The sequence below is a fragment of the Leifsonia sp. NPDC058194 genome, assembly GCF_042883605.1.
Taxonomy (GTDB): Bacteria; Actinomycetota; Actinomycetes; order Actinomycetales; family Microbacteriaceae; genus Leifsonia.
The window spans coordinates 331,824-344,694 of sequence record NZ_JBHVVL010000003.1 but is presented as its reverse complement, the minus strand read 5'-3'; the positions used below and the strand labels follow the sequence as shown (position 1 = coordinate 344,694).

The window sequence follows — 12,871 nt, the reverse complement described above, 5'->3', positions numbered from 1 at the left end:
TCCGATCGGCGGGCCGATCCCGCGGCCCTCGGCGGCTAGACTTGGGAACCGTGTCTGAAACCACCGAAATCACCGAAGGCTCGGTCGAAGCGGCGGTCGAGGCGGCCCTCGCCGCGATCGACGCCGCGGCCGACTCGGCCGCGCTCAAGGCCGTGCGGCACGAGCACACCGCGGAAGGGTCGCCGCTCGCGCTCCTGAACGCGAGCATCCGCTCCCTCCCCGGCGATCAGAAGGCCGCCGCGGGCAAGCTCGTCGGCGGTGCCCGAGCCCGGGTCGGCCAGGCGTTCGCCGCCAAGGAGCAGGCGATCGCCGCTCAGGAGGAGGCCGCCGCGCTCGCCGCGGAGACGCTCGACGTCACCGCCGTCGCCTCCCGCTGGACCCCCGGCGCACGCCACCCGCTGTCGCTCCTGCAGGAGCGCATCGCCGACAGCTTCATCGGCATGGGCTGGGAGGTCGCGGAAGGCCCCGAGCTCGAGAGCGAGTGGTACAACTTCGACGCCCTGAACTTCGACGCCGATCACCCGGCGCGCGCGATGCAGGACACCTTCTTCGCCGAGCCGACGGACTCGCACCTCGTGCTGCGCACCCACACGTCCCCGGTGCAGCTGCGCGCGCTCCTCGGAAACGACCTCCCCGTGTACCGGATCGCCCCCGGGCGCGTGTTCCGCACCGACGAGTTCGACGCCACGCACCTCCCGGTCTTCACGCAGACGGAGGGCATCGCGGTCGACAAGGGCCTGACGATGGCGCACCTGCGGGGCACGCTCGACCACTTCGTGAAGACGCTGTTCGGCGAGGAGGCGAAGGTGCGCCTGCGCCCGAACTACTTCCCGTTCACCGAGCCGAGCGCCGAGCTCGACCTGTGGCACCCGACCTTCAAGGGCGGTGCGCGCTGGATCGAGTGGGGCGGCTGCGGCATGGTCAACCCGAACGTGCTCCGCTCCGCGGGCATCGACCCCGACGTCTACTCGGGGTTCGCGTTCGGCGTCGGCGTCGAGCGGGCCCTGATGTTCCGCAACGACGTGAAAGACATGCGCGACATGGCCGAAGGCGATGTCCGCTTCTCCCAGCAGTTCGGAATGGTGGTCTGATGCGCGTCCCCCTGAGTTGGCTCGGCGAGTACGTCGACCTCGAGCCCGGCACGACCGCGGAGGAGGTGCACGCCGCCCTCGTCGCCGTCGGCCTGGAGGAGGAGGACATCCACACCTTCGAGATCTCGGGACCGGTCGTCGTCGGCGAGGTGCTCGACTTCGACGAGGAGCCGCAGAGCAACGGCAAGACCATCCGCTGGTGCCGGGTGCGCGTCGCGCCCGAGGGCCAGACGGCTGCCGACGGCGGCGAGGACGTGCGCGGCATCGTCTGCGGCGCGAGCAACTTCCTCCGCGGCGACAAGGTCGTCGTGACGCTGCCCGGTTCGGTGCTGCCCGGCCCCTTCCCGATCGCGGCCCGCAAGACCTACGGCCACGTATCGGACGGCATGATCGCATCCACGCGCGAGCTCGGCCTCGGCGACGACCACGCCGGCATCCTGCGCCTCGTCACCCTCGGTCTCGACCCCGAGGTCGGGACCGACGCGATCTCGCTGCTCGGCCTCGACGACACGGCGGTGGAGGTCAACGTCACGCCCGACCGCGGGTACGCCTTCTCGATCCGCGGCATCGCGCGCGAGTACTCGCACGCCACCGGCGCGGCCTTCCGCGACCCGGCGGACGCGGTGGCGGTCGCACCGGCGGGCTCGCACGCCCGCGGCTTCTCCGTCTCCATCGACGACCGCGACCCGATCCGCGGCCGCATCGGCTCGAGCGTGTTCGTCACGCGCGTCGTGCGCGACGTCGACGGCAGCCGTCCGACGCCGCCGTGGATGGTGTCCCGGCTCAAACTGGCCGGCATCCGCTCCATCTCGCTCATCGTCGACATCACGAACTACGTGATGCTGGAGCTCGGCCAGCCGATCCACGGCTACGACCTCGACAAGGTCACCGGCGGCATCGTCGTGCGCCGGGCGCACCCGGGCGAGACCCTGGTCACTCTGGACGAGCAGGCCCGCGCGCTGCACGTCGAAGACCTCCTGATCACCGACGACTCCGGCGCGATCGGCCTCGCGGGCGTCATGGGCGGCGCCTCGACCGAGATCGGCGAGGGCACGACCAACGTGCTGATCGAGGCGGCGAACTTCGACCCGGTGTCGATCGCGCGCACTGCACGGCGGCACAAGCTGCCGAGCGAGGCCTCCAAGCGCTTCGAGCGCGGCGTCGACCCGCGCGTCGCCGTCGCGGCGGCGGCACGGGTGGTGCAGCTGCTGGAGCAGCTCGCCGGCGGCCGCGCGGACGAGCTCGGCTCGCTGCACGACGAGGCGGACGAGGCGGCGGCGATCCGTCTTCCCGACGGGTACATCGCGGGCCTCATCGGCGTCGAGTTCACCGCGGACGAGGTGCGCGGCGCCCTCGCCGAGATCGGCGGATCCGTCTCAGAGACGGCCGGCGCGCTCCTCGTCGTGCCGCCGAGCTGGCGTCCCGACCTGCTCGACAAGTCGGACCTCGCGGAGGAGGTCGCCCGCATCGTCGGGTACGACCGCATCCCGTCGGTGCTCCCGATCGCCCCTCCCGGTCGCGGCCTCACCCGCGAGCAGAAACTCCGGCGCGCGGTCGCCCAGATCCTGGCCGACAACGGGGCGACCGAGGTGCTCGCGTTCCCGTTCGTCAGCGAGAAGCAGAACGACCTCTTCGGCTCGCCGGAGGCCGGGGGAGTCCTGGCCGTGAAGCTGGCGAACGCGCTCGACGCGACGGCGCCGTACCTGCGCACCTCGCTCCTCCCGGGGCTGGTGGACGTCGCCAAGCGCAACCTCGCCCGCGGACTCGTCGACCTGTCGGTCTACGAGATCGGCACGGTGTTCATCCCGGGAGCCGGCCGGCTGGGCAGCGAGACGCTCCCGCCCGGAGCGGTGCTCCCGGCGGACGAGACCCTCGATGCGCTGAACGCGGGCATCCCGGCGCAGCCGCGGCACCTCGCCGGACTGGTCGTCGGCCACACGGTCGAGAAGCAGCCCGGGGTGGAGGCCGTCTCGGCCGGCATTGCCGACGCGCTCGCGATGGCGGCGCAGACCGCAGCGGCGGTCGGCGTGCAGGTCCGTCCCGAGCAGGGCAGTCACCAGGCCCTGCACCCGGGGCGCACCGCCCGACTGATCGCCCGCGGCCGCGACGGCGTCGACACCCTCGTCGGATACGCAGGCGAACTGCTGCCGGCCCTGGCCGCGGAACTCGATCTGCCGCGCGTGGTCGCGGTGTTCGAACTCGATCTGGATGCGCTCGTCGCCGTCTCGTCGGACGACATCGTCGCCCGTGTGATCGCCGGCTTCCCGGCCGCGACCCAGGACCTCTCCCTCGTGGTGCCCGTGGAGGTGCCGGCGGGCGAGGTGCTCGCCGCCGTGCAGGAGGGGGCCGGTGCGCTGCTCGAGGACATCCGCCTCGTCGACGACTACCGCGGGAGCGGCCTGCCGGAGGGACGCAAGAGCCTGACCTTCGCGCTGCGGTTCCGTGCGGAGGACCGCACGCTCACGGCCGCCGAGGCCAGCGAGGCGAAGCTCTCCGGTGCGGCGATCGCCGCCGAGCGGTTCGGTGCGGCCATCCGCGAATGACGCTGTGCGACGCCCGCCGAGTGGCGGCGGGCGTCGCACGGCCGCTAGGGTGGACGCATGCTTTCCGTCCGGTGCACCGCGAGCTCGCGTGCGGCCCTCGCCGCCCGTGCCCTGCGCCGACGCCTGCGCGACCGCCGAATCTAGGCGGCGTTCGGGCGACCCTTCGTGGGTCGACGTGGGCGTCGCCGTCGCCGAGGCCCCTGTCGTCCATTCACTAAGGAAGTAGCATGACCTTCTCGGTCGCCGTCGCCGGCGCATCCGGATACGCGGGTGGAGAGCTCCTCCGCATCCTGGCCGATCACCCCGATTTCGAGATCCGCACCGTGACCGCGCATCAGAACGCCGGGCACCCGCTGATCGCACACCAGCCGCACCTGCGTTCCCTCGCGCACCTGACGCTCGTCGAGTCGACGGCGGAGAACCTCGCGGGCCACGACATCGTCTTCCTCGCTCTGCCGCACGGCAAGTCGGGCGAGATCGCCGCGCAGCTGCCGGACGAGACGCTCGTCGTGGACTGCGGCGCCGATCACCGCCTCGAAGACCCGGCCGACTGGGCCGCGTTCTACGGCGGGGAGCACTTCGGCTCGTGGGCCTACGGCGTCCCCGAGCTGCCCGCCGGCGACGGCCGCCAGCGCTCCCGCATCGTCGGGACCACGCGCATCGCCGCTCCAGGCTGCAACGCGAGCGCCGTCTCCCTCGCGCTCGCCCCGGGCATCCACTCCGGACTGATCGAGGAGCAGGACATCGTCGCGGTGCTCGCGGTCGGCCCCTCCGGTGCGGGCAAGAGCCTCAAGACGATGTACCTCGCGAGCGAGATCCTCGGCTCCGCGAACCCGTACGCGGTGGGCGGCACGCACCGGCACATCCCGGAGATCCAGCAGAACCTCCGCACGGCGGGCGCCTCGGACCCGACCGTGTCGTTCACCCCGGTGCTCGTCCCGATGTCGCGCGGGATCCTGGCGACCTCCACCGCTCGGGTGAAGCCCGGCGTCACGGCCGAGCAGGTCCAGGCGACGTGGGAGGCGGCGTACGCGGACGAGCCGTTCGTCCACGTGCTCCCCGCCGGGACCGTGCCGCGGACCGCCGACGTGCTCGGCTCCAACACCGTGCTGATCGGGGTCGCGATCGACGAGGCGGCTGGCCGCGTGGTGACCGTGCTCGCGCTCGACAACCTCTACAAGGGGACCGCGGGCGCCGCCATCCAGTCCGCCAACATCGCCCTCGGTCTCGACGAGACCGCGGGCCTCGCAGTGAATGGGGTCGCGCCGTGATGAGCACCTGCGCACCCACCGGATTCGTCAAGATCGGAGCCACCTCGTGAGCGTCACGTCAGCATCCGGATTCGCCGCCGCCGGCGTCGTCGCCGGTCTCAAGTCCAACGGCAAGCGCGATCTCGCGCTCGTGCGCAACCTCGGCCCGCTCACCGCGGCAGCGGCCGTCTTCACCACCAACCGCTGCAAGGCCAACCCGGTCCTGTGGAGCGAGCGGGTCATGGCCGACGGCGTCGTGTCCGCGATCGTCCTCAACTCCGGCGGCGCCAACTGCTACACCGGTGCACAGGGCTTCCAGACCACGCACGCGACGGCCGAGGCCGTCGCCGACCGGCTCGGCGTCTCCGCCGGGGACGTGCTCGTCTGCTCGACCGGGCTGATCGGCGATCAGCTCGATCTCGGCAAGCTGGTCGCGGGTGTCGAGGCGGCCTCCACCGCCCTGGCGACCGACGCCGGCCTGGGCGCGGCCGAGGCGATCATGACGACCGACACCCGCCCGAAGGAGGCCGAGCACCGCGCACCCGAGGGCTGGACCGTCGGGGGCATGGCGAAGGGCGCCGGGATGCTGGCGCCGGGCCTCGCCACGATGCTCGTCGTGCTGACCACCGACGCCGTACTCGACTCGGACCAGCTGGACCGGGCGCTCCGGGCCGCCACGCGCGTCACCTTCGACCGCCTCGACTCCGACGGCTGCATGTCCACCAACGACACCGTCGCCCTGCTCGGCTCGGGTGCGAGCGGCGTGGTCCCCGACGAGGCGGCCTTCGCACTCGCCCTGACCGACGTCTGCCGGAGCCTCGCGGAGCAGCTGCAGGCCGATGCCGAGGGCGCCTCGCATGACATCGCCATCCAGGTCGTCAACGCCCGGTCGGAGGACGACGCGGTGACGGTCGGCCGCGCGGTCTCGCGCAGCAACCTCTTCAAGGCCGCGATCTTCGGCAACGACCCCAACTGGGGCCGGGTGCTCGCCGCCGTCGGAACGACCGACGCCGAGTTCGACCCGTACGGGATCGACGTCGCCATCAACGGCGTCCAGGTCTGCACCGCCGGGGAGCCGGACCAGCCGCGCGATCTGGTCGACCTCACCCCGCGCGCGGTGCACATCCTGATCGACCTGCACGCCGGCGACGAGACCGCCACCATCCTCACCAACGACCTCACCCACGACTACGTGCACGAGAACAGCGCGTACGCCAGCTGATGACGACACCTGCGAATTCGGAGAACGACGCCATCGACGAGGCACTCGACGAGACGCGCGACGAGGCGGAGGACCAGTCCGCCGCCGCGGCCAAGGCCGCCACCCTGATCGAGTCGCTGCCGTGGCTGAAGCGCTTCCACGACCAGATCATCGTGATCAAGTTCGGCGGCAACGCCATGGTGAACGAAGACCTGCAGCGGACCTTCGCCGAGGACATGGTCTACCTGCGCTACGCCGGCATCCGCCCGGTGGTCGTGCACGGAGGCGGCCCGCAGATCTCGGCGATGCTCGACCGGCTGGGCATCCACTCGGAGTTCCGCGGCGGCTACCGCGTGACCACCCCCGAGGCGATGGACGTCGTCCGCATGGTCCTCACCGGACAGATCAGCCGCGACATCGTCAGCAACATCAACAAGCACGGCCCGCTCGCCGCCGGACTCTCGGGGGAGGACGCCGGACTGTTCCAGGGGCGCCGGCGCGGAGCCGTCATCGACGGCGACGAGGTCGACCTCGGACTGGTGGGCGACGTCGTGGGCGTCAACCCGGAGGCGGTGCACGCGCAGATCGCGGCCGGCCGCATCCCGGTCGTCTCCTCGATCGCGCCGGACATCGACGACCCCGGGCAGGCGCTCAACGTGAACGCCGACGCCGCGGCCGCCGCGCTTGCCGTGGCGCTGGGGGCCGCGAAACTGGTCATCCTCACCGACGTCGCCGGTCTCTACAGCGACTGGCCGGACCGCGACTCGCTGCTGTCGAAGATCGACTCCGACGACCTGCGCAAGCTGCTGCCCTCCCTCGAGTCGGGCATGATCCCGAAGATGGCGGCGTGCCTCGACGCGGTCGACGGCGGGGTGTCCAAGGCGGCGATCATCGACGGACGCGTGCCGCACTCGATCCTGCTCGAGGTCTTCACGCAGTCCGGAATCGGAACGGAGGTGGTGCCCGCGTGAGCGAGCAGACACAGGGATACGAGCAGACACAGGGACACGAACTGACCCAGGGTCAGTGGAAGGGCCGCTTCGGCGACGCCATGATGCGCACGCTGGCGACGCCGAAGCTCATGCTGACCCGCGGCGAGGGCTGCCGCGTCTGGGATGCGGACGGGGTCGAGTACCTCGACTTCCTCGCCGGGATCGCGGTGAACTCGCTCGGCCACGCCCACCCTGCGCTGGTGGAGGCCGTGAGCAGCCAGATCGGCACACTCGCCCACGTCTCCAACTACTTCTCAACGCCGCCCCAGCTGGAGCTCGCCGAGCGTCTGCGCGCCATCACCGGTGCGGGGGAGCAGGGCCGCGTGCTGTTCGGCAACTCGGGTGCCGAGGCCAACGAGGCCGCGTTCAAGCTCGCCCGCCTGAACCGCGGGCCGCACGGCAAGCGCACCCGTGTGCTCGCGCTCAACAACGCCTTCCACGGCCGGACCATGGGCTCGCTCGCCCTCACCGGCAAGCCCCCGATGCGCGAGGCGTTCGAACCGCTGCCGGGCGGGGTCGAGCACATCGACTCCACGATCGCGGCACTGGAGGCCGCCATCGACGACCGCGTGGCCGCCCTCTTCATCGAGCCGATCAAGGGCGAGGCGGGTGTGCTCGAGCTGCCCGACGGCTTCCTGGCCCGCGCCCGCGAGCTCACCGAGCAGCACGGCGCCCTGCTGATCCTCGACGAGATCCAGACCGGCGTCGGTCGCACCGGCCGCTGGTTCGCCTACCAGCACGAGGACATCCTGCCGGACGCCGTGACCGTCGCGAAGGGCATCGCGGGCGGCGTCCCGATCGGCGCCCTCGTCACCTTCGGGTGGGCGTCGGAGCTCTTCACCCAGGGCCAGCACGGCTCGACGTTCGGCGGAAACCCGCTTGCGACCGCAGCGGGCAACGCCGTGCTCGGCGAGATCGAGCGGTCCGGCCTGGTCGAGAACGCCGCCCGCCGCGGCGAGGAGCTGCGCGCCATCATCCGCTCGTACGGGTCGCCGCTGATCGGCGACGTGCGGGGAGCCGGCTTGCTGGTCGGCATCGGGCTGACCGAGGGGGAGGCGCACCGCCTGTCGGACGCCGCCCTCGCCGAAGGCCTCATCATCAACGCACCGAACGAGTCCAGCATCCGGCTGGCGCCGCCGTTGATCGTGGGAGACGCCGAACTGGCCGACTTCCGCGAACGCTTCGGCCGCGCCCTCGCCGCACTCTGACCTCGCGAGACGACCACCCCTTCTGGGACGAAAGGCACCGATGACCAGGCACTTCCTCCGCGACGACGACCTCTCACCCGCAGAACAGGCCGAGGTCCTGACCCTGGCCGCCGAGCTCAAGCGCGACCGCTTCTCGCGCAAGCCGCTCGACGGGCCGCAGACCGTCGCCGTCGTCTTCGACAAGACCTCGACCCGCACGCGCGTCTCGTTCGCGGTGGGCATCGCCGACCTGGGCGGCAGCCCGCTCATCATCTCGAGCGCCGACAGCCAGCTCGGCGGCAAGGAGTCCATCGCCGACACCGCGCGCGTGCTCGAGCGGATGGTCGCCGCGATCGTGTGGCGCACCTTCGCGCAGTCGGGACTGGAGGAGATGGCGGAGGGCACCCGGGTGCCGGTCGTCAACGCCCTCTCGGACGAGTTCCACCCCTGCCAGATCCTGGCCGACCTGCAGACGGTGCAGGAGCACAAGGGCTCCCTCGCCGGTCTGACGATGAGCTACTTCGGCGACGGCGCCAACAACATGTCGCACTCGTACCTGCTCGGCGGCGCGACCGCCGGCATGCACGTGCGCATCGCGGCCCCGGCGGCGTACGCGCCCGACCCGGCGATCCTCGCCGACGCCCGCCGCATCGCCGAGAGCACCGGCGGCTCCGTCGCCATCTTCACCGAGGCGGCGGCCGCCGCCGCCGGTGCGGACGTCGTGGTCACCGACACCTGGGTGTCGATGGGGCAGGAGTCCGAGAAGGCCCAGCGCCTGGCCACGTTCGGCGACTATCAGGTCGACCAGGCGATCATGGCGCAGGCCGCACCCGACGCGATCTTCCTCCATTGCCTCCCCGCGTACCGCGGCTACGAGGTGGCGGCGGAGGTCATCGACGGACCGCAGTCCGTGATCTGGGACGAGGCCGAGAACCGCCTCCACGCCCAGAAGGCGCTGCTGGCATGGCTGCTCGCGAAGAACCAGGAGGAGGCCGCATGAGCGGAACGACGGACGGCACAGGAGTCGGCAAGACCGGGGAGGGCTCCCTCTGGGGCGCCCGCTTCGCCGGAGGACCCTCGCCGGAGCTCGCGGTGCTGAGCAAGTCCACCCACTTCGACTGGGCGCTCGCCGCGTACGACATCGCCGGGTCGCGCGCCCACGCCGCCGCGCTCGCCGCAGCGGGCTACCTGGACGACGCCGAGCTCGCCGGGATGCTGGATGCCCTCGACCGGCTCGACGCAGACGTGGTCTCGGGGGCGCTCGTCGCCGCGGAGTCCGACGAGGACGTGCACGGCGCCCTCGAACGCGGACTGATCGAGCGAGCGGGTTCCGAGCTCGGCGGCAAGCTGCGCGCCGGCCGCAGCCGCAACGACCAGATCGCGACGCTCGTGCGCCTCTACCTGCGCGACCACGCCGGTGTCATCGCCGAGCGGCTGATCGGCCTCATCGACGCGATCGCGTCGCAGGCGGACGCGCATCCCACCGCGATCCTCCCGGGCCGTACGCACCTCCAGCATGCCCAGCCGGTGCTGCTGGCGCACCACCTGCTGGCGCACACGTGGCCGCTCGTTCGCGACCTGGAGCGCCTCGCCGACTGGGACAAGCGCGCCGACGTCTCGCCCTACGGGGCGGGAGCCCTCGCCGGCTCGACGCTGGGCCTGGACCCGCTGCTGGTGGCGCGCGAGCTCGGCTTCTCAGCCAGCTCGGAGAACTCCATCGACGGCACGGCCGCGCGCGACGTGGTGGCCGAGTTCGCCTTCGTCGCCGCGCAGATCGGCGTCGACCTCTCCCGGTTCGCGGAGGAGATCATCCTCTGGAACACGCGCGAGTTCGGGTTCGTCACCCTCGACGACGCGTACTCGACGGGCTCGTCGATCATGCCGCAGAAGAAGAACCCCGACATCGCGGAGCTCGCCCGCGGCAAGGCGGGCCGGCTGATCGGCAACCTCACCGGTCTGCTCACGACCCTCAAGGGCCTCCCGCTCGCGTACAACCGCGACCTGCAGGAGGACAAGGAGCCGGTGTTCGACTCGGTGCAGACCCTCGAGATCGTGCTCCCCGCCTTCGCGGGCATGGTCGCGACCCTGCGCTTCCACACCGACCGGATGGCCGAGCTCGCGCCGCAGGGCTTCTCGCTCGCGACGGACGTCGCGGAGTGGCTGGTCAAGCAGCACGTGCCGTTCCGCACCGCGCACGAGATCACCGGCAGCCTGGTGAAGTTCGCCGAGGAGAACGGCCTCGAGCTGCACGAGGTGGGCGACGACCAGCTCGCCGCCGTCTCGCCGCTGCTCACTCCGGAGGTACGCACGGTGCTGACGGTCGAGGGCTCGGTCGCCAGCCGCACGGGCGCGGGAGGCACCGCTCCCGAGCGCGTCGCCGAACAGCTCGCCGCCCTGACCGAGCGCGTGCGCGCCCTCACCGGCGCGATCGCCTCCGCACGACGGGACCTCGTCTGATGGCCCGCCCGGACCAGACGCCGTCCAAGCGTCCCTGGCTGATCCCGCTCATCGTCGTGGTCGCCGCCGCGGTGATCGTCGTCGGACTGGTCGTCGCGGTCGCCGCCGGCGGTCGCATCTTCTGACCACGGACCGCCTCGAGATGCCGCTGCATCACCCCCGACGCGAGGCCTTCGAGGCGTCGTCCCTGGAGGTCGCGCCGCGGCTCCTCGGGGCGGTACTGCGGCACACGACCGCGCAGGGCACGGTCGGGCTGCGCATCACCGAGGTGGAGGCGTACATCGGCGACGGCCTCGACCCGGGGTCCCACGCGTTCCGCGGTCGCACGAAGCGCAACGCGGTGATGTACGGGCCGCCCGGGCACCTGTACGCGTACTTCACCTACGGAATGCACGTGTGCGCCAACATCGTCTGCTCGCCCGAGGGCGAGGCGACGGCCGTGCTCCTGCGCGCGGCCGAAGTGGTCGAGGGCGAGGCGCTCGCAGAGGTGCGCCGGATCGGGGCGACCGGCCGCAGCATCCCGCACCGCGATCTGGCACGCGGCCCGGCCCGCATGGCGGTCGCCGCGGGCATCGCGCTCGCCGACGACGGTGCCGACCTGTTCGGCGGACGCTTCGAGCTGCTGCTGCCGGACGATCAGGCGGAGTACGTCACCGGCCCGCGCACCGGGGTCTCGGGAGCGGGCGGGGGAGCGGCCTTCCCGTGGCGCTTCTGGCTCCCGGGGGATTCGACGGTGTCGCCGTACAAGCGGCACCCGAAGTCGGACGACTGAGCCTCGGACGACTGATTCAGGCCGCCACGAAGCGGAACAGGCCCGCGCACACGCACGCCCAGGTGATGCTGACGAGTGTGCCGATGATGAACCGCTCGCGCGCCTCCGCGGTGTCGAGCTCGGTGAAACGGCCGACGCCCTTGATCGCGATGAGCACGCCGAGCGCCTCCGGGAAGCCGGCCATGATCGCGCCGCTGGTCGCGAAGCGTTCCAGGAAGCCGATGGTCGTGCCCCCGCGCAGCACCTCGTGGGTCGCATCGAGGGCTGAGCCCGTGGAGCGGTCGTGCACGACGATGCCGCCGTGGTCGCCCGCCACCGTCGTGCTGCGCGTGGCGAGGGTGAGGACGAGCTGGGCGGCGGGACCGCCTCCCGCGACGCTGAGCGCGAGCGCGGCTATGCCGATGAAGACGCGGAACTCCAGGGGCGCCTGCTCCTGCGGCAGGACCGCGAGGAGGAACGCGAGGGCGAGGAGGCCTGCCGCCGTGTAGACGAGCGGGCGGCGGGGAGTTCGCAGGGTGGCGACCATGCAGCCGAGCGCACCGATCGTCAGCAGCAGGACGAGCACCCAGAGGAGGTGCGGGAAGAGGAAGGCGAGGATGGCCGCCGGGGGCAGTGTTGTCATTCGTCCTCCGTGTCGGGTGCGGTGGTGGCAGGAACGACGCGCTGGGCGGCGTCGGCGCTCGCCAACAGCCTAGTCAGCGCGGGCACCGCCGCCAGCTCGACACGGAGACCCGCGACGCGTGCACGATCGCTCACGGACTGGGGCGTGATGCCGAGTCGGGCGCCGGCCTCCGCCTGGGTGAGGCCGGCGGCGATCAGGTCGTAGAGTTCCCAGCCGGCCGGGGTGCGACCGCCCCGCAGAGTGAGCAGGAGGTCGGCCAGCGCCTCCGCGTCGTGCGCGGCCTGCTGCGCGGCGATCGCCTCGACCGCGAGTCGTGTCGGGGACTTCTTGGCGCGGCCGACGGCGGTGCGGGCCGCGATGAACGCATCGCCGGCGGCGGCACGGGTCTGGTCGGGGAGCGGGAGGCGGACGGCCCCGATGCCGACGCCGACGCTCCAGAACCCGTCGCGGGTGAGCTCGAGCACGAGGGAGAGGGCGGTGGCGGCGTCGCCGGTGAGGGCCTGGAGCTCGTCGCCGGCATTGCGGTCGACGGGGAGGGCGAGCCGGTCGCCGTGCCGCTCCTGCACGGCGCGGAGCGTCCCGGTGGCGAGATCGGGGCCGGTGCGGCTGCCGACCTGGTCTGCGGTGATGACGAACATCGCGCCTCCTCGATCAGGGTTGATGACCTGATCTGCACTATAACAGGCTTACGGACCTAATTGTTGGCGAATCAGGATCTGTGGCCTGATCGCAGTGGGGCGAGGCGCGCCTCCTCCC

At 72.0% G+C, this 12,871-nt stretch carries 12 protein-coding genes; 10 read left to right on the top strand and 2 right to left on the bottom strand.

Annotated features, from left to right (window positions below; genetic code table 11):
• The first annotated feature begins 50 nt into the window (after window positions 1-50).
• From pheS to ACFVU2_RS13790, 10 genes are all read left to right on the top strand, one after another.
• The gene (gene pheS, locus ACFVU2_RS13835; protein ID WP_387875247.1) at window positions 51-1,091 is read left to right on the top strand and encodes a phenylalanine--tRNA ligase subunit alpha; all 1,041 of its coding nucleotides are present in this window, start codon (window positions 51-53) and stop codon (window positions 1,089-1,091) included.
• The gene (gene pheT, locus ACFVU2_RS13830) at window positions 1,091-3,634 is read left to right on the top strand and encodes a phenylalanine--tRNA ligase subunit beta (protein ID WP_387875245.1); all 2,544 of its coding nucleotides are present in this window, start codon (window positions 1,091-1,093) and stop codon (window positions 3,632-3,634) included. The genes pheS and pheT overlap by 1 nt, the downstream gene beginning before the upstream one ends.
• A 227-nt stretch (window positions 3,635-3,861) precedes the next feature.
• Entirely contained in the window at window positions 3,862-4,905 is a 1,044-nt protein-coding gene (argC, locus tag ACFVU2_RS13825; RefSeq protein ID WP_387875243.1) for an N-acetyl-gamma-glutamyl-phosphate reductase, read from the top strand.
• A 46-nt stretch (window positions 4,906-4,951) separates the two neighbouring features.
• A complete protein-coding gene (gene argJ / locus ACFVU2_RS13820) occupies window positions 4,952-6,106 on the top strand; it encodes a bifunctional glutamate N-acetyltransferase/amino-acid acetyltransferase ArgJ (protein WP_387875242.1) in 1,155 nt (384 codons plus the stop codon).
• Entirely contained in the window at window positions 6,106-7,056 is a 951-nt protein-coding gene (argB, locus tag ACFVU2_RS13815; RefSeq protein ID WP_387875239.1) for an acetylglutamate kinase, read from the top strand. Before argJ ends, argB begins: the two co-directional genes overlap by 1 nt.
• Window positions 7,057-7,097: 41 nt before the next feature.
• The gene (locus tag ACFVU2_RS13810; RefSeq protein ID WP_387875773.1) at window positions 7,098-8,285 is read left to right on the top strand and encodes an acetylornithine transaminase; all 1,188 of its coding nucleotides are present in this window, start codon (window positions 7,098-7,100) and stop codon (window positions 8,283-8,285) included.
• Window positions 8,286-8,325: 40 nt separating this feature from the next.
• A complete protein-coding gene (gene argF / locus ACFVU2_RS13805) occupies window positions 8,326-9,264 on the top strand; it encodes an ornithine carbamoyltransferase (protein ID WP_387875236.1) in 939 nt (312 codons plus the stop codon).
• On the top strand, window positions 9,261-10,721 hold the full coding sequence (gene argH, locus ACFVU2_RS13800; protein ID WP_387875234.1) for an argininosuccinate lyase: 1,461 nt from the start codon (window positions 9,261-9,263) through the stop codon (window positions 10,719-10,721). The genes argF and argH overlap by 4 nt, the downstream gene beginning before the upstream one ends.
• Window positions 10,721-10,846, top strand: a complete 126-nt coding sequence (locus ACFVU2_RS13795) for a hypothetical protein (protein ID WP_387875233.1) — start codon at window positions 10,721-10,723, stop codon at window positions 10,844-10,846. The genes argH and ACFVU2_RS13795 overlap by 1 nt, the downstream gene beginning before the upstream one ends.
• Window positions 10,847-10,863: 17 nt before the next feature.
• Complete coding sequence (locus ACFVU2_RS13790; protein ID WP_387875232.1) at window positions 10,864-11,493, top strand: DNA-3-methyladenine glycosylase; 630 nt, start codon at window positions 10,864-10,866, stop codon at window positions 11,491-11,493.
• Window positions 11,494-11,509: 16 nt separating this feature from the next.
• Here the strand turns inward: ACFVU2_RS13790 and ACFVU2_RS13785 are convergent, their stop codons facing one another.
• Window positions 11,510-12,115 carry a hypothetical protein gene (locus ACFVU2_RS13785; protein WP_387875229.1) on the bottom strand — a complete coding sequence of 202 codons (606 nt, stop codon included), beginning with the start codon at window positions 12,113-12,115 and terminating at the stop codon, window positions 11,510-11,512.
• On the bottom strand, window positions 12,112-12,753 hold the full coding sequence (locus ACFVU2_RS13780) for a DNA-binding protein (RefSeq protein WP_387875226.1): 642 nt from the start codon (window positions 12,751-12,753) through the stop codon (window positions 12,112-12,114). Before ACFVU2_RS13780 ends, ACFVU2_RS13785 begins: the two co-directional genes overlap by 4 nt.
• Window positions 12,754-12,871: the final 118 nt, after the last annotated feature.

What these genes read in the sequence shown, in the direction of transcription:
- ACFVU2_RS13795 (WP_387875233.1), top strand. Translation starts at nt 10,721, where the DNA reads ATGGCCCGCCCGGACCAGACGCCGTCCAAGCGTCCCTGGCTGATCCCG.
- ACFVU2_RS13785 (WP_387875229.1), bottom strand. Translation starts at nt 12,115, where the DNA reads ATGACAACACTGCCCCCGGCGGCCATCCTCGCCTTCCTCTTCCCGCAC.
- pheT (WP_387875245.1), top strand. Translation starts at nt 1,091, where the DNA reads ATGCGCGTCCCCCTGAGTTGGCTCGGCGAGTACGTCGACCTCGAGCCC.
- ACFVU2_RS13780 (WP_387875226.1), bottom strand. Translation starts at nt 12,753, where the DNA reads ATGTTCGTCATCACCGCAGACCAGGTCGGCAGCCGCACCGGCCCCGAT.
- argF (WP_387875236.1), top strand. Translation starts at nt 8,326, where the DNA reads ATGACCAGGCACTTCCTCCGCGACGACGACCTCTCACCCGCAGAACAG.
- argH (WP_387875234.1), top strand. Translation starts at nt 9,261, where the DNA reads ATGAGCGGAACGACGGACGGCACAGGAGTCGGCAAGACCGGGGAGGGC.
- argC (WP_387875243.1), top strand. Translation starts at nt 3,862, where the DNA reads ATGACCTTCTCGGTCGCCGTCGCCGGCGCATCCGGATACGCGGGTGGA.
- ACFVU2_RS13790 (WP_387875232.1), top strand. Translation starts at nt 10,864, where the DNA reads ATGCCGCTGCATCACCCCCGACGCGAGGCCTTCGAGGCGTCGTCCCTG.
- argB (WP_387875239.1), top strand. Translation starts at nt 6,106, where the DNA reads ATGACGACACCTGCGAATTCGGAGAACGACGCCATCGACGAGGCACTC.